The following is a 19,823-nucleotide window of genomic DNA, read 5'->3' on the forward strand; positions in this document are numbered from 1 at the left end:
AAAAACGCCTGAGCTAGCGAGCTAACTCAGGCGTTCCGATCTTGCACCGTGCTTACTTGCGCAGGCCCAGCTTGGCGATCAGGGCCGTGTAGCGGTCGGCGTCCTTGGCCTTGAGGTAGTCCAGCAGCTTGCGGCGGCGGCTCACCATGCGCAGCAGGCCGCGGCGGCCGTGGTGGTCCTTGGCGTGTTGCTTGAAGTGGGGCGTCAGCTCGTTGATGCGGGCCGTCAGCAGGGCCACTTGCACTTCGGGGCTGCCGGTGTCGTTTTCGGCGCGCTGGTTGGCTTTGACGACTTCGGCCTTGATGGAGGCAGCGATCATGTGAATTTCCTTGTATGACGGGCGGCGCGCGGCCACCCTGGGTTACTTGCGCCGTGGGCTGGAAGGGCCTGCGGCGTGCGTCTTGCACCATGCAAAACCTGTCGATTATATCTCGCACCGGCTTTGGCGCCCACCCGGGCGGCCCCGGATGCCCAGGGGCGCGCCATCGATCCCATGATGCGAAGGCACGAACGACACCCAGGGAGGCACGCCATGAGAGCTTCACGCACACCCGGGCACACTGCCGCATGGGCCATCGCCCTGTGCGCCTTCGGCCTGTGCACGGCCACCGGCAGCCACGCAGCCACCGCCAGGCCGCACCAGGAAACAGGCGCCACCGCGCATGCACCCGCCAAGAAGTCCCGGTCAACGAAGGTCAAGCACCAGCAGAACCATTCCGGCGAAAGCGCCGCGGAACGCGACCGGCGGCTCTACCGCGAATGCCGGGGACTGCCCAACGCAGGAGCCTGCCTGGGCTACACGCGCCGCTGACGCCCGGCGCCCCTTTTCCTGAAATCGGGGCAAAAACTCGGCTACAATCCGCCCCTCGCCAGGAGGCTGAACAGCAGATGCCCGATCTGCTCTTTCAGAAAAGCGGCGATTTTTGAAGAAGCATGGAAATTTCATGCTAGAATTCAAAGCTTAGCGGCTGTAGCTCAGCTGGATAGAGTACTTGGCTACGAACCAAGGGGTCGTGGGTTCGATTCCTGCCAGCCGCACCAAACGGTAAGCCCTGGAACTGCAAGGTTCCAGGGCTTTTTCGTTTCTGCCGCATTGACGAGTCCGTGAACCGGACGCCGCATTCAGGCACCATAGGCGCATGAGCAAGGCCTTCACCAAGGAAACCGATGCCGGCGACGACGAGCCGGCCCTGCCGGCCGGCATTCCCGCCGGCGGCAAGAACTACATCACGCCCCAGGGCTATGCGCGGCTGCGCGCCGAATTGCTGTCGCTGATCGATGAGGAACGCCCCAGGGTGGTCGACATCGTCCACTGGGCCGCGAGCAACGGCGACCGCTCGGAGAACGGCGACTACCTGTACGGCAAGAAAAGGCTGCGCGAGATCGACCGGCGCATCCGCTTCCTCACCAAGCGGCTGGAGATCGCCGAGGTCGTGGACCCGTCCGTGCACGCCGGCAGCGACCAGATCTTTTTCGGCGCCACCGTCACCTATGTCGACGACGAGGGCGTGGAGCGCACGGTGACCATCCTCGGCGTGGACGAGGCGGACAACGGCCTGCAGCAGATCAGCTGGATTTCCCCCGTCGCGCGCGCCCTGCTCAAGGCCCGCGAGGGCGATGAGGTTTCGCTGCAGACGCCCGCGGGCACGCGCACGCTGGAAATCCTGTCCGTGCGCTATCCCGACCCGCAGCGCGGGGAAGGCTGACGCGCTTCAGAGTGGCGGCTGCGGCAGCACGCGGAACGCGCGCAGCACGGAGTGCGTGCGGCGCAGGTTGCGCAGCACCGCCTCGACGTGGGCGAGGTCGCGCACGGCAACGACGAAGCGCAGGTCGGTGGTGCCCATGGCATCGTCCATGTCCACGCGCACGATGTCCGCTTCGGAGTCCGCAAGCTCCGATGCGACGCGGGCCAGGACACCCTTGCCGTTGGTCACGGTGACGGTGATGCCCGTCTCGAACGTGCGCGTGGGCTCCTCCGCCCAATCGACGGCGATGAAACGCTCGCCGTCCTTGTGCTGCAGCTTTTTGGCCACCCCGCACTGCGCATGGTGCACGACCAGTCCCTCGCCGCGCCCCAGGTAGCCCACGATGGCGTCGCCGGGCACGGGACGGCAGCAGCTTGCGTACTGGACCGATGCGTTTTCGCTGCCATCGAGCGTGATGCTGCCCTGCGACACCTTCTCATGGGCGCTGTAGCGCTCGCGCGTGAGCAGGAGCGCGTCGGGCCGCTGCCCGCCCTCGGACAGCAGCAGCACCAGCCGCTTGGCCACGATGCTGGCGATGCGCTTGCCCAGGCCCACGTCGGTCATGAGCTCCACGCGGGTCCGGTTGCCCGTGAAGCGCAGCAGCTTTTCCCAGATCGCCGCGTGCGTCTGGGCGTCGGGCAGTTGCTCCATGCCCTCGGCGCGCAGCGCCTGGGTCAGCAGCTTTTCGCCCAGGCCCGCGGACTCGTTCTGCGCCAGGGTCTTGAGATAGTGGCGTATCTTGGAGCGCGCGCGGCCCGTGCGCACGAAGGCCAGCCAGGCCGGGTTCGGATGGGCGCCCGCCGTGGTGATGACCTCCACCACGTCGCCATTCTTGAGCTCCGTGCGCAGGGGCACCTGCTCGTCGTTGATCCTGACCGCGGTCGTCCGGTCGCCCACGTCGCTGTGGATCGCGTAGGCGAAGTCCACCGCCGTCGCCCCCCGGGGCAATGCCAGGATCTGGCTCCTGGGCGTGAACACGTAGACCGCGTCGGGGAACAGGTCCACCTTCACGTGGTCCCAGAACTCCGCGGCGTCGCGGGTCTCGTTCTGGATGTCCAGCAGGGACTGCAGCCACTTCGTGCCCAGGCGTTCGGCCGCGGCGCCGTCCGCCCCCTGTGCCTTGTAGAGCCAATGCGCCGCCACGCCGGCCTCGGCCACGATGTGCATCTCCTCGGTGCGGATCTGGAACTCGATGCTCAGGCCCGCCGGCCCCACGAGCGTCGTATGCAGCGACTGATAGCCGTTGAGCTTGGCGATCGCGATATGGTCCTTGAACTTGCCCGGCACCGGCTTGTACATCTGGTGCAGCACGCCCAGCGCCGTGTAGCAGTCGGTCACCGAATGCACGATGACGCGGAAGCCGTAGAGATCGGTCACCTGGGCAAAGCTCAGGTGCTTGAGGTTCATCTTCTGGTAAATGGCGAACAGCGTCTTCTCGCGCCCCGCCAGGCGCACCGCCATGCCCTGGCGGGCGAAGGCGGCGTCCACGTCGGTCTGCACCTTCTGCACGATGTCGCGGCGGCGGTTGCGCGAACGGGTGACCGCCTTGGACAGGGTGGCGTAGCGCCAGGGATGCAGGTGGCGAAAGGCCAGGTCCTGCAGTTCGCGGTAGGTCTGGTTCAGCCCCAGGCGGTGCGCGATGGGAGCGTAGATCTCCAGCGTTTCGGACGAAATGCGCCCCCACTTGCTGCGCGGCATATCGGAGAGCGTGCGCATGTTGTGCGTGCGGTCCGCCAGCTTGATGAGGATGACGCGCACGTCGCGCGCCATGGCCAGCAGCATCTTGCGAAACGATTCGGCCTGGTTCTCCTCACGCGTGTTGAACTGCAGCTTGTCGAGCTTGGTCAGGCCATCGACCAGATCGGCCACCTGGGGACCGAAACGGTCGATGAGGTCCGCCTTGGTGATGCCGCAGTCCTCCATGGCATCGTGCAGCAACGCTGCCATGAGCGCCTGGACATCCAGCTTCCAGCTGGCACACAGGGCCGCCACGGCGATCGGGTGCGTGATGTAGGGCTCGCCGCTGTTGCGCAACTGCCCCAGGTGGGCCGCGTCGGCGTAGCGATAGGCCTGGCGCACCTGCTCGATACCGGCGCTGTCGAGGTAATCGAGCTTCTCCATGAGCGCGGCAAAGCTCGCTGCCGCAGCATTGGCTGCCGCCGCGCAGGGGTTGGCCGGCGCCACAGGTTGCACCTGCGTGCTGGCGGCAGTGGCTTTGTTCAACCCAAGATTCATGGCTCAAATGTAACTTGCCCGGCCGATGATGTTGCGGGCGCAAAAAAAGCACCGACAAGCGGTGCTTCTTTGGCGTTGCGGGCCAGGTGACGCCAAGCGGTCAGCCGGGTACCTTCTTGAGCATCTCCAGCCCCACCTTGCCTGCCGCGATTTCGCGCAGGGCGGTCACCGCCGGCTTGTTGCGGCTCTCGATCTTGGGGGCGTGACCTTGGCTGAGCATGCGGGCACGGTAGGTGGCGGCGAGCACCAGCTGGAAACGGTTGGGAATTTGCTCGAGGCAATCTTCCACGGTAATGCGGGCCATGGGGTCTCTCCAGGGGAATCAGGGGATGTTGAGCGATTCAAAGGTGTCGGCCCGGGCGCGGCGCTGGGCGGCGTACTTGAGACGCTGGGCGTGAACAATGGTTTTCAGATCGAAAAGCGCTCGTTCAAACACTTCGTTGATTATAACGAAGTCGAATTTTCCGGCCTGCGCCATCTCCTCCTCGGCGTTCTTCAGCCGCAGATCGATCACGTCGGTTGCATCCTCGCCGCGCCGCTCCAGGCGCGAGCGCAGTTCCTCCCAGCTGGGCGGCAGGATGAAGATCAGCACCGCGTTGACGAAGGCCCGCTTGATCTGCAGCGCGCCCTGGTAGTCGATCTCCAGCACCACGTCCGCGCCCTGGGCCACGCGCTCCTCGATGGCCTTGCGCGAGGTGCCGTAGCGCCGCCCGTGCACGTTCGCCCACTCCACGAAGCCGTTGGCCGCCACCATGGCGTCGAACTCCTGTTCGGAGACGAAGAAATATTCGCGCCCGTGCTTTTCCTGGCCACGGGGGGCGCGCGTGGTGTGCGACACCGAGGGCTGCACATGCGAGTCCAGTTCCAGAAGCGCCTTCACCAGGCTCGACTTGCCCGCCCCGCTGGGAGCAGAGACTACAAACAAATTTCCGGGGTAATCCATATGGGACGTGCGTCAATCGCTATCAAAACCGGATTATCGACTGGATGCGGCGGCAGGCATGGGCCTCTGCCGGGAAGAAGTCTATCAGCCAGCCCGGCTGCCAAAGCCGCACATACGGCCCGGGCGGCTTGCGCAACCCGTTCCATGCCAGCGCAAGGCTATCCGGCGAATTCAATTGTTAAGCGCAGCCAATCGATGTTAGTAAATGCAAACTTCCGTTGATCGGGCCTTGAAACCCCTACAGAATCAACGCCATTGTTTCAAGCCGCTGCCGCGGCGCCAGCGGTTGCCTCGCATGGCAACAAAACGCAAGGCGCTCGGCACAGAACGAGCACCAGGGGGGATGAGCGAGCCACGCGGCTCTCGATCGTCGATTGACCGATTGGAGGTTGTATGCCCAGTACCCTGAGTTATCCGGGTGTCTACGTCGAGGAAATATCCAGCGGCGTGCGCACGATCACCGGTGTGGCGACTTCAGTGACCGCGTTCGTGGGCTATACGCGCATGGGCGTGCCCGACAAGGCCGTGCCCATCACCAGCTTCAGCGATTTCGAGCGCGCCTACGGCGGGCTGGACCGGGACAGCCCCGTCTCGTATGCGGTCCGGCAGTTCTTCGCCAACGGCGGCGGCCAGGCCATCGTCGTGCGCGTGGCCACGGGCTACGCATCGGCCGCCTGGACGCTGCAGGACAGCACCCCCGCGGCGGTACTGGACGTGGCGGCGGCCACGCCCGGCGCATGGGGCAACGGCCTGCGCATCACCGTGGACCGTGCCGGCGCGCGCAACCCCGACGCCCAGTTCAACCTCGTCGTCTCGCAGCTTCAGGCCGACGGCGTGACGCTCAGGCCCGTCGAGACGCACCGCAACCTGGACATGAACTCCGCGTCGCCGCGCTACGTGGAGTCGGTGGTGAACAACGCATCCGCGCTCGTCACCGCCAAACGCAAGGGCAGCCTCGTCTTCAACAGGGCGGGCTACGCGGTGAGCACCGCGGTGACGTTCCCGCTCACGGCCACGGACCTGGTCATCGCCGGCGTGGCCAACGGCGCCACGGCATTCAAGCTCACGCTGGCCGGGCCGGCGCCCGGCAACATGGCCGACCTGGTGAGCGCGGTGAACACGGCCATAGGCACGGCGGGATTGACCGCGGCGCTGCAGGCGTCGGAATCGGGCGCCGACGGCGGCGCCGGCACCGGCTGCCTCAAGCTCGCATCCCTGGCCAGCGGCGAATCGTCGAGCGTGGTGATTTCCGGCGGCGCCTTCGGCGGCCTGTCGGGCAGCATCCAGCTGGGCCTGGCCAACGGCGGGCGCGAGTTCACGGGCAGCGCCCAGCACCGCCCGGCCGACGCATCGGACCTGGTGCCTCCCACCAAAGGCGTCGACGGCGCGCGCGCCGGCGCAACGGAGATCGTCGGCACGCCGGGCAGCAAGACCGGCATGTATGCGCTGATGGACGCGGACCTGTTCAACATCCTCAGCATCCCCGAGACCTTCGACATGACGGACCTCCAGGCCGCGGCCGTCATCCCGGCGGCGGTGGACCTGTGCGAGAAGCGCCGCGCCTTCTACATCGTCGATGCCCCCTCGGGCAAGAACCTGTCCAACATCGCCGCCTGGGCCAACGGCGTCACGCAGTCGCGCAACGCGGCGGTGTACTTCCCCGCCGTGAGCCTGGTGGACCCCCTGGACGAGCTGCGCCCGCGCGCCATGGCCCCCTCGGGCTCGCTCGCCGGCGTCTATGCGCGCACCGACGCGAACCGCGGCGTATGGAAGGCGCCCGCGGGAACGGACGCCACGCTCAACGGCGTGCTCGACCTGGCCTCTCCCCTCAACGATCTCGAAAACGGGCAGATCAATCCCAAGGGCGTGAACGCCCTGCGCAACTTCCCGGCCTATGGCCGGGTGGTCTGGGGCGCGCGCACGCTCAAGGGCTCGGATGCACAGGCCGACGAGTACAAGTACATACCGGTGCGCCGCCTGGCACTGTTCCTGGAAGAAAGCCTGTACCGCGGCACGCAGTGGGTGGTGTTCGAGCCCAATGACGAGCCGCTGTGGGCGCAGGTGCGGCTGAACATCGGCGCGTTCCTCCAGGGCCTGTTCCGCCAGGGCGCCTTCCAGGGCCGCTCGCCGCGCGAGGCCTATTTCGTCAAGTGCGACAGCGAGACCACCACGCAGAACGACATCAACCTCGGCGTGCTGAACGTGATCGTGGGCTTTGCGCCGCTCAAGCCGGCCGAGTTCGTGGTCATACAGATCCAGCAGATGGCGGGCCAGATCCAGGCCTGACGAAGGAGATCCGAAATGGCACAGTTCAGCGTCAACGCCACCCGGTTCGACCCGTACAAGAACTTCAAATTCCGCGTCAAATGGGACGGCAAGTACGTGGCCGGCATCTCCAAGGTCGGCGCCCTGAAGCGCAGCACCGAGCCGGTGGAGCACCGCGAGGGCGGCGACCCATCGACATCGCGCAAGTCGCCCGGACGCACCAAGTACGAGGCGATCACGCTGGAGCGCGGCGTCACGCACGACACCGAGTTCGAGAAATGGGCCAACAAGGTCTGGAACTACGGATCGGGCCTCGGCGCCGAGGTCTCGCTCAAGGACTTCCGCAAGGATCTCATCATTGAGGTCTACAACGAGGCCGGCCAACTCGCGCTGGCCTACAAGGTGTTCCGCTGCTGGGTATCGGAGTACCAGGCGCTGCCGGACCTGGACGCCAACGCCAACGCGGTGGCCATCCAGCACATCAAGCTCGAAAACGAAGGCTGGGAGCGCGACTACGACGTAGGCGAGCCCTCCGAGCCCAGCTATACGGAACCGGCGTGACTGCGGAGACCCGGCCATGCGTGTGCTGGACGCCGCCGAACTGCTGTCGCTGTGGGAGCGCGGCACGCCGCGCCACGCGCTGGACCGCGCCGCGCTGCTGGCCGCCGCCGCGCGCCCGGACTGGCCTGCCGACGCAATCGCCGACCTGCCGCTGGGCGCCATAGGCGCGAGCCTGCTGCGCCTGCGCGCCGCCAACTTCGGCCCCCGCATAGACGCACACGCCGACTGCCGCCACTGCGGCCAGCGGCTGGCCTTCGCGCTGGACGTGGCCGAGCTGCTGCGCGATGCACCGCCCGAAGAAGCCGACGGACGCCCGCTGCCCATGGCCGAGGCCGCCGGCCTGCGCATACGCGCCCCCAGCCTGCGCGACCTGGCCGCAGTCGCCGGCCTGGCGCCCGAAGACGCAGCCGATGCGCTGCTCGCGCGCTGCACGCTCGCGGGCCAGCCGGGCGCCATCGACGCGGCCGCACGCGCGCAGGTCGATGATGCGCTGGAGGCGCTGGACCCGCAGGCCGATCTCGCGTTCGCCCTGACCTGCGTGGGCTGCGGCCAGGAGGACATGGCCCAGCTCGACACCGCCGCACTGCTGTGGGATGAAATCTCCGCGCGCGCAGGCTCCTTGCTGCAGGAAGTGCACCGGCTGGCGAGCAGCTACGGCTGGAGCGAGGAGCAGATCCTGGCACTGCCCGCTGCGCGGCGCGCGCACTACCTGGCCCTGGTGGAGGGCACATCATGAACGGCCTGCTGCAGCGCCTGGCCGCACGCGCCACCGGCAGCGCCTGGACGGTGCGCAGCGATGCGCGCCTGCCATTCGCCGGCGCGCCAGGCACCGTGCAGGCGCAGGCCGTCGAGCCATCCGAACCGGCAGCCGCTCCACGCCAGGCGAGTGAAGACCGTGCCGCCATGCCGCGGCAGGCCACGCCCCCCGCCGCCGAACCGGCGCACGAAGCAGGCCCCCCGGCTGCACTCGCACGGCAAATGGCCGCGGAGCAGGACAGCGCCACCACCGCGCCCCGGCCGGAGCAGAAGCCCGCCGCAGCGCCCCGTGCCAAGGCCGATCCCGCCGGACCGCCCGGCCTGGGGGACATGGCGCACACCACCGAAACCGTCGCCGCACCCACGGCCGCGAGGCACGTACCCCCGGCCCATGCCCAGAGCCCCGCAGCCCATGCCGATCCGGCACCGCTGCTGCCCGCGGGCAAGGCGCCCGAGACGGCCGCCGCACCTCACGCGCGCGCCGCGGCGGCGCATCCCGGCACGCCCCGCGCGCCCCATGCGCTCCCGCCGCCATGGCTGCCTTCACCCGCGCAGGCGGCCCCGGCGGAGCCAGCCGAAGTGCATGTGCACATTGGCCGCATCGAGGTCACCGCCATTGCGCAGCCGCAACCGCCCAAGCATGCAGCGCGCGAGCGCGCGCAACCGCTGTCGCTGGAGGCCTATCTCGCCCGGCGCAAGGAGCCATCATGAGCACGGCCCTGGCCATTGCCGGCGTGACCGCGGTGCTGCGCGATCTGCTCAACGACGGGCTGATCAACCACGACATCAGCAGCGTGCTGGGCTCCAGCGTCACGGTGAGCGTGCAGGCGCCGGACCGCGTGGTGGCGGCCAACGCGGCCGAGTCCTCGCAGCTCAACCTGTTCATGTACCTGGTCACGCCCAACCCGGGCTGGCGCAACGAGGGCCTGCCCGGGCGCGACGGCAGCGGCCGCACGCGCCTGTCGAACCCGCCGCTCGCGCTGGACCTTCACTATCTGCTGTCGGCCTACAGCGGCGCCGACCTGCATGCCGAAATCCTGCTCGGCTACGCCATGCAGCTGCTGCACGAGACGCCGGTGCTCACGCGCGCGGCCATCCGCGCTGCCCTGGTCCCCTCGCCCCCCGTGGGCAACACGCTGCCGCCAGCGCTGCGTGCGCTCGCCGATTCCGGCCTGGCCGAGCAACTGGAGCTGATCAAGATCACGCCCGTGGTGCAGACGAACGAGGAGCTCTCCAAGTTCTGGACCGCCACCCAGAGCCACCTGCGGCCCAGCGCCGCCTACACCGCCTCCGTGGTGCTGATCCAGGCGCAACAGCCCGCGCGCAGCGCGCTGCCCGTGCTCACGCGCGGCCCGCGCGACGCCCAGGGCCGCGAGACCGGCATCGCGGTGCAGCCCGGCCTGGAGGCGCGCCTGCCGCTGCTGACCCGCGCCGCGCCGCCGGCCGGCCAGACCGTGGCCGGCATCGGCGACCTCGTCGTGCTGCACGGCCAGGCGCTGGACGGCGCGGACCGCCGCGTGCGGCTGGAGAGCGACATGTGGCAGGTGGCGCTGGAGATCGCCGCCGAGCCCGCGCAGTCGCCGGACCGGCCCGCCGCGACAACGGCGGCGTTCTCGCTCGCCGGCCTGGCCGCAGCCCTGCCGGCGGGCATCTACCGGGTCACGCTCGACGCCACCCGGCCCGACATGCTGAACCAGCCCAGGCGCATGAGCAGCAACCGGCTGGCCCTGACGCTGGCGCCGCGCATCACCAACCTGCCGCAGACCGTGGCACGCGCCGGCGACGGCTCGGCCACCATCACCCTGCAATTCACGCCCGAGCTGCGCAGCGGCCAGCACGCCACTCTGGTGCTGGGCAGCAATGAGGTGGCGCCGCTGGCGACCGGCGCCACACCCACCTCGCTGCAGTTCCGCATCCCGGGCGCGGCACCCGGCAGCTACCTCGCGCGCCTGCGCGTGGATGGCATCGAGAGCCCCATCGTCGACATGGATCTCTCGCCCGGCGATGCGCCTCATTTCCTGAACCTCGCGGTGAGCATCACATGAACGCCCCCGACCGCGTGACCGACTGGAGCACAGCCAACCAGCAGCTGCTGGTGGCCGAGTTCGCCCGGCTGCGCGCACTGCTGGGCGAGGAGGCGCCGCAAGGCGCCGCCTCCGCCGATGCGCAGGCCGCCCTGGCACGCTCGATCATGCCCGCGCCTGCGGCCATCGACACCCTGGCCGCGCTGTTCCAGCTGAGCCCGTTCGAGCGCGACCTGCTGCTGCTCGCCGCCGGCGTGGAGATGGACGCGCGCCTGGCCGCGCTGTGCGCACAGGCCGGCGCCGCGCAGCGGCCCTGGGCCAGCTTCGGCATCGCCCTGGCGGTGCTGCCCGACGCCCACTGGAGCGCCCTCTCGCCCGACGCTCCACTGCGCCGCTGGCGGCTGCTGGAGCCCGACGAAGGCGCCGGCCTGGTCAATGCACGCCTGAAGATCGACGAACGCGTGCTGCACTACCTGGCAGGCCTGAACCGCCTGGACCAGCGGCTGCAGGCCCTGCTGTACCCGGTGCCAAACGATGCGCCGCCGCTGTCCGCCACCCAGAGTGCCGGCGTGCAGCAACTGCTTTCCCTGTGGCAGACCGTGCCGCAGACCATCGTGCTCGAGGGCGACGATGCCACCGGCCAGCGCGATCTGGCCTGCGCGCTGGCCGAAGGCCTGGGCGCGGGGCTGTACCAGCTCAACGGCATGGACATGCCCACCGACGCCGCCGAACAGGCCGCATTCGCCGCGCTCTGGGGGCGCGAGGCAGCGCTGCTCGGCGCCGGCCTGCTGGTGCAGTGCGACGGCGCCGGCCCCGAACGGCAGGCCGCGGCGCTGCGCCTGGCCCGGCACCTGCCCGGCCTGGTGCTGCTGGCCGCGAACGCATGGCCTGCAAGCGACCTGCCCTGCCAACGCCTGCGGCTTGACCCGCCCGAGGCGCCCGAACGCCGCGCGCTCTGGCTGGCCGCGCTAGAAGAACTGGGCACGCCCATCGCCGGGCCGGCGCTGGACACGCTGGCAAGCCAATACCGCCTGGGCGCGCGCCGCATCGCCGAGATCGCCCGGCAGGCGCACGCACGGAACCCGCGCGGCGATGCCGCCGCGCTGCACCACATCGCGCGCGAGGAGGCAGGCCGCCACGCCGCGCTGCCGGCCCTGACGCAGACCATCAAGCCGCATGCCGGCTGGGCCGACCTGGTGCTGCCTGCCGCCCAGCAGCAGCTGCTGCGCCAGATCGTGGCGCATGCGCGCCACCGGCTGACGGTGCACCACGCCTGGGGCTTTGCCGACCAGGGCGCGCGCGGCCTGGGTCTGGCCACGCTGTTCTGGGGCGACAGCGGAACGGGCAAAACCCTGGCGGCCGAGGTCATGGCCGGCGAGCTGGGCCTGGGCCTGGTGCGCGTGGACCTGTCGGCCGTGGTCAGCAAGTACATAGGCGAGACCGAAAAGAACCTGCGCCGCGTGTTCGACGCCGCCGAGCAGGCCGGCGCGCTGCTGCTGTTCGACGAGGCCGACGCACTGTTCGGCAAGCGCACCGAGGTCAAGGACAGCCACGACCGCTACGCCAACATCGAGGTCAGCTACCTGTTGCAGCGCATGGAGGCCTACTGCGGCCTGGCCATACTCACCAGCAACCACAAGGCCGCGCTGGATCCGGCGTTCCAGCGCCGGCTGCGCTTCGTGGTGCACTTCCCGTTCCCGGACCAGGAGCAGCGCGAAGGCATCTGGCGCGCCGTGTTCCCGCAGGCGGCCCCCCTGGCCGCCGACGTGGACTTCGCGCGCCTGGCGCGGCTGGACGCCACGGGCGGCAGCATCCGCAACATGGCCCTGGCGGCGGCCTTCCTCGCCGCGGAGGCCGGCACGGCCATAGGCATGGTGCAGCTGATGCAGGCAGCCCGTGCGGAGGGCGCCAAGCGCGAACGGCCGTTTTCCGAGGCGGAACTGAGGAGCTGGGCATGATCGCCGCCTACGCCGCCGCCAAGCCGGTACTGCAGCGCAAATGCGCCTGCGGCGGCAAGTCGCGCTGCCCGGCCTGCGAAGCCCGAAAGCGCCTCGGCACCGACCTGGGCCTGCAGCCGCGCAGCGCGCCCGCGCGGGACGGCGCCGCCACCGCCGAGGCCGCACAGAGCCTGGTGCAGGGCACGCTGCGCGGCCCCGGCCAGCCGCTGGACCGCGCCACCCGCCAGGCCATGGAGCCGCTGTTCGGCCACGACTTCGGCCGCGTGCGCGTGCATGCCGACGCGCAGGCCCAGGCCTCGGCCCAGGCCGTCGGCGCGCTGGCCTACACGGTGGGCCAGCACATCGTGTTCGGCCCCGGCCAGCGGCCCGCCGCCGGCCCGCTGCTGGCGCACGAGCTGGCCCACACCGTGCAGCAGCAGGGCACGGCGGGCGGCCTGCAGCGCCTGGCGATCGACGGCGCCGACAGCGCCATGGAGCACGAGGCCGAGGCCGCCGCGCAGCGCGTGGCGGCCGGCCGGCCGGCGCAGGTGCGGCTGCGCGCCGGCAGCAGCCGCCTGCACCGCGTTCCCGTCAGCAACGAAGCGGCGGGCGGCTGCGGCATCTGCTACGACACCGCCTACCCAGGCCAGGGGCCGGCCAACGCCGGCCGCGTGGCGCACACCGTAGTGCAGACCGCGTTCCTGGGCCTGGGCACGGGCATGGCCGCCGCGCGCCTGGACGAGATGCCGTTCAGCGCGCCCGGCGACGAGAACGGCCGGCTCGACCTGGTGCAGGCCACCCCGACGGGGCTGGCCATCGGCGAGATCAAGCCCTCCACGCCGGCCGGGCTGGCCCAGGGCGTCAAGGACCTCGCGTACTACATGGAGCAGGTGCAGGCCGTCTATCCGGGCCGCACCATCACGCCGCTGGTGGCGGCCATCCGCGTCGGCAACGGCCTGACCATGCCGGACCCGCTGGCCCAGGCCGCCGGCTGCGCGCAGCAGAAGCTCGGCGTGCACCTGATGGAGCCCGGCATCTTCGGCTACTTCTGCACGCCGCCGTACAGCCAGGTGCGCAGCCGCTGTCCCTGCCGCAAGCAGCCGCCCCCACCCGTGCCGGTGCCGGTCGAGAAGGACGTCAAGGTCAAGGACAGGAAGCCCGCGCGCAAGGACAGCCAGGAGCGCGCACCCGGCGGCAGCCTGGTGCCCGCCTTCGCCGCCGCGCTGGCGGCCACGGCCACGCTGGCCACCCTGGCCTCCAAGCTCAAGGGGCTGGCCAAGAGCCGCCTGCTGGCCGCGGCCTCGGCGGTGGCCATCGTGGCGCTGCTGGCCAAGGGCGCGGAGGCCAGCATCGGCCCGGGCGAGGACCCGATCGAGACGCTGATCAAGTCCGGCGACGCCACCGGCCAGCCCATCCCCGACGACATCAAGGAAGCCCTGCGCAAGGACGACCGCCTGCGCAAGCTGCTGACCGAGGCGGCCCGCACTGGCAACTACGACGAAGCCCGGCGTGAGGCGGCCGAGCAGCTGACGCGCGTGGTGGCGCAGAACCTGGACACCTTCAGCGACGAGGAACTGCAGGCGCTGCTGCAGGCCACCGACGGAGTGAAGGGCCAGATGCCGCAGGGTGAGGTGACGGTCGAGCAGATCCGCCAGCGCATCGCGGCGCGCCAGCGCGGCGGCAGCGCCCCCGCCGCGCCGGCCGGCGACACCGGTAGTGGTAGTGGCAGCGCCGCCACGCACGAGGAGCCGGCCGCGCAGCAAGCGCCCCCCGATGCGGAGCCATCAGCCCGGCCACAGCCTGCCCAGTCACCGGCAGAACGGCTGGTCGAGGGCATGGCGCGCCCGGCCGCCGGCGGTCCGCGCTTCACCGAATCGGCCCGCAACAAGCTGCTGGAGGCGGCCCGCGCCATGCAGCCGCCGCTGACCGATGCCGAGGTCGACGAACTGCTGCGCCGCATGGGTCCGGCCACCGGCAAGACCGAGGACCAGGTCGTCGAATCGCTGCGCCAGGGCATGGCCGCGCTGCGGGCCGGCAAGGCGGCGCAGGACGGTCCGGCCGCCGATCCGGCCCCGGCCAGCCCGGACGCCACGCCCCCGCCGGCGGCCGACCAGGACAGCCTGGGCGACCCGCAGGTGGTGCCGGCCGACCCCGCCAAGCCGCCCACGCGCACCGACAAGGACGTGATCCCGATCTACGACGAGGTGCTCGCCAAGCTCGAATGGATCCAGCCCGGCAACAGCTATCTGCTGATGAACAAGCCCCCCTACCTGAGCCGCCACAGCTACCCGATGACGCACTTCGGCCGTGACAGCCAGGGCCGGCTGTTCGTCGGCTCGGTCATGGTGCGCATCGACAAGCAGGTCGGCAACCAGTGGACCGTCACGCTGCAGGCCGGCGCGCCGCTGTACACCACCGGCCGCCGCTACGGCACCACGCGCACGCGCTCGGCCACCGTCACGGCGCCGGCCGCAGCCCTGGGCACGGGCGCCGCCAAGCCGGCCAAGGGGGCGAAGCCATGAACCGCATCGTGCTGCACATCGACCGGCTGGTGTTGCGCGGTATCGATCCCGCCGACACCCCGGCGCTGGCGGCGGCGCTGCACGACGCGCTGGCGCAGCGGCTGGCCGCGCCAGGCGCGGCCGCCGCTCTGCCGAGCCTGCCGGCGGCGGCGCGGCTGCGGGCCGGCCGCGTCACGCTGGCCGCCGATGGCGACGCCGGCGCCCACGGCCAGGCGCTCGGCCAGGCCGTGGCACGCCTGCTCACACCAGGAGTCGGCACATGAATCAACAGCGTCAGCGTGGAGCGGCAAGGAATCTCCGGCCGATGTGGACATGGGGCGCCGGAAATCATGAACACCACCCGCAGGCTTCGCCTTTCCCTCAAAGGTCACCACGAATGGTCCGCCGAATCCGGGGCCATGGTGCATGGCCGGGCACGGCTCCTTCCCGACGCGAGGCCCCGGCATGACCCATGAGCGCGATCACAAGCCAGCCGCCGACGCGGCCGTGCCGCGCAGGGACAGCCGGCCCGCGCGCGGCGAGGAGGCGGCCAACCGGCTGGTTGGCAAGCCGGGCGACGAACTGCCGGCTTCGGTGCGCCAGCCGATGCAGGCGCGTTTCGACGTCGATTTCGCCAACGTGCGCGTGCACAGCGACCGCGCCGCCGCCGAGGCTGCCAGCGCCCTGGGCACGCGGGCCTTCACGATCGGCCGGCACATCGCCTTCAACCATGGCGAATACAGGCCTGCCTCGCCGGCCGGCCAGCGCCTGCTAGCGCACGAGCTCGCACACGTGGCGCAGCAGCGCGGTGCGGGCACCGGCCGCGCCACGCTCAGGCGCGATGCGCACGACGAGCACGAGGCCAACACCGCCGCCGACCGCGCGGTGAACGGCCTCTCGGCAAGGGCCGGCACCGCGGCGCGCACCGGTTCCCCGCACATCCAGGCCGACGACGGCAAGGGCGCGGGGGCCCAGGACAAGGCCGACGACAAAGCGGCCGGCCAGGCGCCCGCAGGCACGCGCATCACCTTCGTCATGCGCGCCCCCGACGACGCCTACACGCAGGACGTGACCGACTACGTGCAGAACACGCTCGGCGAAAAAGTGGTCGTCGTGGACAACATCCAGGAGGCCGCCGAATACGCGGCCAAGTACGCCAAGGACAGCAAGACCAAGGTCGGCGAAATCCGCATCATCGGCCATGGCAGCACCACGGGCGGCATCAAGATGACACCCAGGGGCGAGGCCGACCGCCGCTTCGTCACCGCCCAGGAGCTGAGCGACATGGCGGCCGACCAGAAGGTCGCCTCCATCGCCAAGGACGCCATGGCTCCCGGCGCGACCGTGGAGTTCTACGGCTGCTATGTCGGCCGCTCCGAGGAAACCGGCAAGGCCGTGGGCACGATCTTCGGCGGGGCGCAATTCAAGGCCATCGACTCCACGCTGCGCACGAGCAACGAGCGCTTCGCACGGCGGGCAGACAAGGACGAGGACGGCGAAGAGGTGAACACCCGGCACGGCAAGGAAAGGGTCGTCGAGGTCAAGTCCAGCCAGGAGATCGACGACCGCGTCGCCAAGGGCGACAAGGCACTCGGGAAAACCTTCGACAAGTGGCTGCTCGACCGGGCCAGGCAGATGGAGGCCGACGGCGACCTGCCCCCGCAGAAGGACGACGCCGCGCGCATCGCCGCGATGCGCGAGGTGTTCGACCGCTCCGGGGGAAAGATCAAGCGGCTCGAAATCCACACCGACAAGGAAACGCTCCACAAGAGCGACAAGCGGAAGTGGGTCCGCAAGTGGAAGACGACAAAGGTGAACTAGCCGGGAAGGCCTCGTCATGACGATCAGCTCCTCACCCAAGCTCACCAAGGGCGGCATCGTGCTCATCGACCCCGAGACCGCCCAGGTGCAACGCGTGATCGCACTGCAGTACAACGCCGAATCGCTCAAGCGCGAGCTCAAGTCGCAGGAAAGCGGCGGCGAGGCCGGCGCCGACCGCGCCGAGCCCACGCGCTTCAAGGGGCCGGCCGTGGAGACCATCAGCTTCGAGGCCGACCTGGACGCGACCGACCAGCTCGAATTCCCCGACCAGAACGCCGCCGCCGTGGCCTGCGGCATCGCGCCGCAGATCGCGCTGCTGGAATCGCTCTCGCAGCCCAGCAGCGCACAGCTGGGCAAGGTCAACAGCCAGGCCAGCATGGGCACGCTGGAGATCGCGCCCATGCTGGCGCCGCTGCTGCTGCTCGTGTGGGGCGCGGGGCGCGTCATCCCGGTCAAGCTGACCAGCTTCTCGGTGACCGAAGAGGCCTTCGACCCGGCGCTGAACCCCATCCATGCCAAGGCCTCGCTCAGCCTGCGCGTGCTGACGGTGGACGACCTGGGCTTCGCGTCCAAGGGCGGCTCGCTGTTCATGACCTATCTGCAAAACCGCGAGCAGCTGGCCGCCAAGGCCCAACCGGCCTCGCTTTCCACGCTGGGCGTGACGGGAGTCTGACCATGGCCGACCCCATCGCCGCCTTCCTGCAGGCCAACGGCCTGGCCCAGCCGGCATTCGCGCCCGACAGCCGGTACCACGGCCTGCCCACGGCCCAGGCCCGGCTGCCCGACGGCCGCACCGTGGCCTATGTCACGCGCCGCTTCCTGCCGCCGCCCGAGAGCTTCGCCACCGTGCAGACCGTGACGCTGGCCGCCGGCCAGCGCGCCGACCAGCTGGCGGCGCAGTACCTGGGCGCGGCCGAGCAATGGTGGCGCCTGGCCGATGCCAACGGCGCCATGCTGCCCGAGGCCATGGTGGCCCGGCCCGGCAGCGCGCTGCGCATCACCCTGCCCGAGGGCGTGCCGCCCCCCGCCGAGAGCTGACCATGTTCGCCCAAGGCATTCAGCTCACCCTGCTGGTCGGCCCCATCGTGCCGCTGCCGGTGCCGCGCGCGGTGCTGGACGCGCTGCAGAGCGTGGAGGTGCGCACGGCGGCGGGCAATGCCTCGGGCTTTCAGCTCACGTTCACGATCACCGCGCGCTCGGAGCTCAACACCATCTTCCTGCTCGCGGCCGGCACCAACACCGGCATGGCCACGCCGCCGCTGCGCGTGCTGCTGGTGCTCACGATGAACGGCAGCGCCCAGCCGCTGTTCGACGGCGTGATGACGCACGTCGAGGTGCAGCCCGGCGGGCGCGGCCAGGCAGGCACGCTCACGGTGACCGGCGAGGACGTGACCAAGGCCATGGACATGCAGGACTGGAGCGGCCTGCCGTTTCCGGCCGTGCCCGTGGAGGGACGCGTGGCGCTGCTGTGCGCCAAGTACGCGCCCTTCGGCCTGATACCGATGGTGATACCGGTGCTGTTTCCCGACGTGCAGATCCCCATCGACAAGATTCCGGCCCAGCAGGGCACGGACCTGGCCTACATCCAGGAGCTGGCGCGCCAGGTCGGCTATGTGTTCTACGTGGAGCCGGGGCCGGCGGCGGGCACCAACATCGCCTACTTCGGACCCGAGATCAAGATCGGCGTGCCGCAGCCGGCGCTGAACCTGGACATGGACGCGCTGACCAACGTGGAGTCCCTGTCGTTCTCGTTCGATGCGACCAAGGGCGTGCTGCCCGTGGTCTTCATCCAGAACCAGCTCACGCGCGCGCCCATCCCGGTTCCCATCCCCAACCTGAATCCGCTGCAGCCGCCACTGGCTGCGCTGCCAACGCCGATCGCCAACCTCAAGCCGCTCAAGGACACGGCCAAGATGAGCCCGATGCGCGCCATCTCGGCCGGCCTGGCCGAGGCCGCCACTTCGCAGGACGCCGTGAGCGGCATCGGCAGCCTGGACGTGCTGCGCTACGGCCGCGTGCTCAAGGCGCGCGGCCTGGTCGGCGTGCGCGGCGCGGGCGTGGCCTACGACGGCCTGTACTACGTCAAGAGCGTGACCAGCAAGATCAAGCGCGGCGAGTTCAAGCAAAGCTTCGAGCTCACGCGCAACGGCCTGGTCTCGATCACGCCCACGGTGCCGGTCTGAAGGAGGAGAAGATGAACGACAAGTTCTACGGCAAGTACCGCGGCATGGTGCTCAACAACATCGACCCCATGCAGATCGGCCGGCTGCAGGTGCAGGTGCCCGACGTGACGGGCCTGGTGCCGGGCACCTGGGCCATGCCCTGCGTGCCGGTGGCCGGCATGCAGAACGGCATGTTCGCGCTGCCCATGATCGGCTCGGGCGTGTGGATCGAGTACGAGCAGGGCGACCCCGACCACCCCATCTGGGTCGGGTGCTTCTGGGGCAGCGCGGCCGAGGTGCCGGCCCTGGCGCGCGCCACGCCGCCAGGCGTCCAGGCGTTCACGCTGCAGACCACGCTGCAGAACGGCCTGACCATCAGCGACCTGCCCGGCCCCACGGGCGGCATCATGCTCAAGAGCGCCACCGGCGCCACGCTGATCGTCAACGACACCGGCATCTACATCCAGAACGGCAAGGGCGCCTCGCTGATCATGACGGGCCCCACCGTGAACATCAACGCCGGCGCGCTGACGGTGGTCTGAGGAGCATGCCATGCCCGGCCCCCTGCTCCACCTAGGCGCCACCGTGCTGTGCGCACATGGCGGCCAGGCCACGCCCGGCGCACCCGTGGCCCGCGTGCTGGTCTCGGGCCAGCCCGTGGCCACGCAGGCCGCGCCCTGGCTGGTGGCCGGCTGCGCGTTCTCGCCGCCGCAGGGCAACGGCCCCTGCATCACGGCGCAATGGGTGGTGGCGGCCACGCGCGTGTTCGCCGCCGGCCAGCCCGTGCTCTTGATGAGCGGCCAGGCGATCTGCACGCCCACCGGCACGCCGCTCGTTCCGGTCGCCGCGCAGACCCGTGTCTTGGGGGTGTGA

The 19,823-nt window shown here is 70.2% G+C and carries 20 protein-coding genes and 1 tRNA gene; 17 read left to right on the forward strand and 4 right to left on the reverse strand.

Translation table 11 applies throughout. The features are described 5' to 3' along the window. Positions 1 to 52 precede the first annotated feature (52 nt). On the reverse strand, positions 53 to 319 hold the full coding sequence (gene rpsO / locus ACX12L_RS07775) for a 30S ribosomal protein S15 (RefSeq protein ID WP_041701110.1): 267 nt from the start codon (positions 317 to 319) through the stop codon (positions 53 to 55). Positions 320 to 532: 213 nt separating this feature from the next. On the opposite strand from rpsO, the gene ACX12L_RS07780 reads away from it, so the two are divergent. From ACX12L_RS07780 to greB, 3 genes are all read left to right on the forward strand, one after another. Beyond that, complete coding sequence (locus ACX12L_RS07780; RefSeq protein ID WP_459262091.1) at positions 533 to 811, forward strand: hypothetical protein; 279 nt, start codon at positions 533 to 535, stop codon at positions 809 to 811. 153 nt (positions 812 to 964) lie between these two features. Next, positions 965 to 1,041, forward strand: a tRNA-Arg gene (locus ACX12L_RS07785). 98 nt (positions 1,042 to 1,139) lie between these two features. After that, positions 1,140 to 1,706 carry a transcription elongation factor GreB gene (gene greB, locus ACX12L_RS07790; protein ID WP_459262092.1) on the forward strand — a complete coding sequence of 189 codons (567 nt, stop codon included), beginning with the start codon at positions 1,140 to 1,142 and terminating at the stop codon, positions 1,704 to 1,706. Positions 1,707 to 1,712: 6 nt separating this feature from the next. On the opposite strand, the gene ACX12L_RS07795 is transcribed toward greB, so the two are convergent. The 3 genes from ACX12L_RS07795 to gmk all read right to left on the reverse strand — a co-directional run bounded on the left by ACX12L_RS07795 (position 1,713) and on the right by gmk (position 4,923). After that, on the reverse strand, positions 1,713 to 3,980 hold the full coding sequence (locus tag ACX12L_RS07795; RefSeq protein WP_459262094.1) for a RelA/SpoT family protein: 2,268 nt from the start codon (positions 3,978 to 3,980) through the stop codon (positions 1,713 to 1,715). Between the two features lie 100 nt (positions 3,981 to 4,080). Continuing rightward, entirely contained in the window at positions 4,081 to 4,284 is a 204-nt protein-coding gene (gene rpoZ, locus ACX12L_RS07800; protein ID WP_011804389.1) for a DNA-directed RNA polymerase subunit omega, read from the reverse strand. Positions 4,285 to 4,302: 18 nt separating this feature from the next. Continuing rightward, positions 4,303 to 4,923, reverse strand: a complete 621-nt coding sequence (gmk, locus tag ACX12L_RS07805) for a guanylate kinase (protein ID WP_459262095.1) — start codon at positions 4,921 to 4,923, stop codon at positions 4,303 to 4,305. Between the two features lie 393 nt (positions 4,924 to 5,316). On the opposite strand from gmk, the gene ACX12L_RS07810 reads away from it, so the two are divergent. The 14 genes from ACX12L_RS07810 (at position 5,317) to ACX12L_RS07875 (ending at position 19,823) form a co-directional block, all read left to right on the forward strand. After that, positions 5,317 to 7,209: a phage tail sheath subtilisin-like domain-containing protein gene (locus ACX12L_RS07810; RefSeq protein ID WP_459262096.1), complete on the forward strand. Its 1,893-nt coding sequence runs from the start codon at positions 5,317 to 5,319 to the stop codon at positions 7,207 to 7,209. A gap of 15 nt (positions 7,210 to 7,224) precedes the next feature. Beyond that, a complete protein-coding gene (locus ACX12L_RS07815; protein ID WP_013517921.1) occupies positions 7,225 to 7,749 on the forward strand; it encodes a phage tail protein in 525 nt (174 codons plus the stop codon). Positions 7,750 to 7,765: 16 nt separating this feature from the next. Continuing rightward, positions 7,766 to 8,485, forward strand: a complete 720-nt coding sequence (locus ACX12L_RS07820; RefSeq protein WP_459262097.1) for a hypothetical protein — start codon at positions 7,766 to 7,768, stop codon at positions 8,483 to 8,485. Next, positions 8,482 to 9,216, forward strand: coding sequence for a hypothetical protein (locus ACX12L_RS07825; protein WP_459262098.1), 735 nt, complete (start codon positions 8,482 to 8,484; stop codon positions 9,214 to 9,216). The genes ACX12L_RS07820 and ACX12L_RS07825 overlap by 4 nt, the downstream gene beginning before the upstream one ends. After that, complete coding sequence (locus ACX12L_RS07830) at positions 9,213 to 10,550, forward strand: DUF4255 domain-containing protein (RefSeq protein WP_459262099.1); 1,338 nt, start codon at positions 9,213 to 9,215, stop codon at positions 10,548 to 10,550. Before ACX12L_RS07825 ends, ACX12L_RS07830 begins: the two co-directional genes overlap by 4 nt. Next, positions 10,547 to 12,487, forward strand: a complete 1,941-nt coding sequence (locus tag ACX12L_RS07835; RefSeq protein ID WP_459262100.1) for an ATP-binding protein — start codon at positions 10,547 to 10,549, stop codon at positions 12,485 to 12,487. The genes ACX12L_RS07830 and ACX12L_RS07835 overlap by 4 nt, the downstream gene beginning before the upstream one ends. Continuing rightward, positions 12,484 to 14,988: an eCIS core domain-containing protein gene (locus tag ACX12L_RS07840; protein WP_459262101.1), complete on the forward strand. Its 2,505-nt coding sequence runs from the start codon at positions 12,484 to 12,486 to the stop codon at positions 14,986 to 14,988. Before ACX12L_RS07835 ends, ACX12L_RS07840 begins: the two co-directional genes overlap by 4 nt. Continuing rightward, positions 14,985 to 15,251, forward strand: coding sequence for a hypothetical protein (locus tag ACX12L_RS07845; RefSeq protein WP_459262102.1), 267 nt, complete (start codon positions 14,985 to 14,987; stop codon positions 15,249 to 15,251). Before ACX12L_RS07840 ends, ACX12L_RS07845 begins: the two co-directional genes overlap by 4 nt. 181 nt (positions 15,252 to 15,432) lie before the next feature. Further along, complete coding sequence (locus ACX12L_RS07850) at positions 15,433 to 16,788, forward strand: eCIS core domain-containing protein (RefSeq protein ID WP_459262103.1); 1,356 nt, start codon at positions 15,433 to 15,435, stop codon at positions 16,786 to 16,788. A 16-nt stretch (positions 16,789 to 16,804) separates the two neighbouring features. Continuing rightward, positions 16,805 to 17,461: a hypothetical protein gene (locus tag ACX12L_RS07855; protein WP_459262104.1), complete on the forward strand. Its 657-nt coding sequence runs from the start codon at positions 16,805 to 16,807 to the stop codon at positions 17,459 to 17,461. Positions 17,462 to 17,463: 2 nt separating this feature from the next. Then, positions 17,464 to 17,826 (forward strand): LysM domain-containing protein, encoded by a 363-nt coding sequence (locus ACX12L_RS07860; protein WP_459262105.1) that lies wholly within the window; start codon positions 17,464 to 17,466, stop codon positions 17,824 to 17,826. A gap of 2 nt (positions 17,827 to 17,828) precedes the next feature. After that, on the forward strand, positions 17,829 to 18,971 hold the full coding sequence (locus tag ACX12L_RS07865; protein ID WP_459262106.1) for a hypothetical protein: 1,143 nt from the start codon (positions 17,829 to 17,831) through the stop codon (positions 18,969 to 18,971). An 11-nt stretch (positions 18,972 to 18,982) separates the two neighbouring features. Further along, a complete protein-coding gene (locus ACX12L_RS07870; RefSeq protein WP_459262107.1) occupies positions 18,983 to 19,492 on the forward strand; it encodes a phage baseplate assembly protein V in 510 nt (169 codons plus the stop codon). 10 nt (positions 19,493 to 19,502) lie between these two features. Then, entirely contained in the window at positions 19,503 to 19,823 is a 321-nt protein-coding gene (locus tag ACX12L_RS07875; protein ID WP_459262108.1) for a hypothetical protein, read from the forward strand.

The sequence above is a fragment of the Alicycliphilus sp. T452 genome, assembly GCF_054512775.1.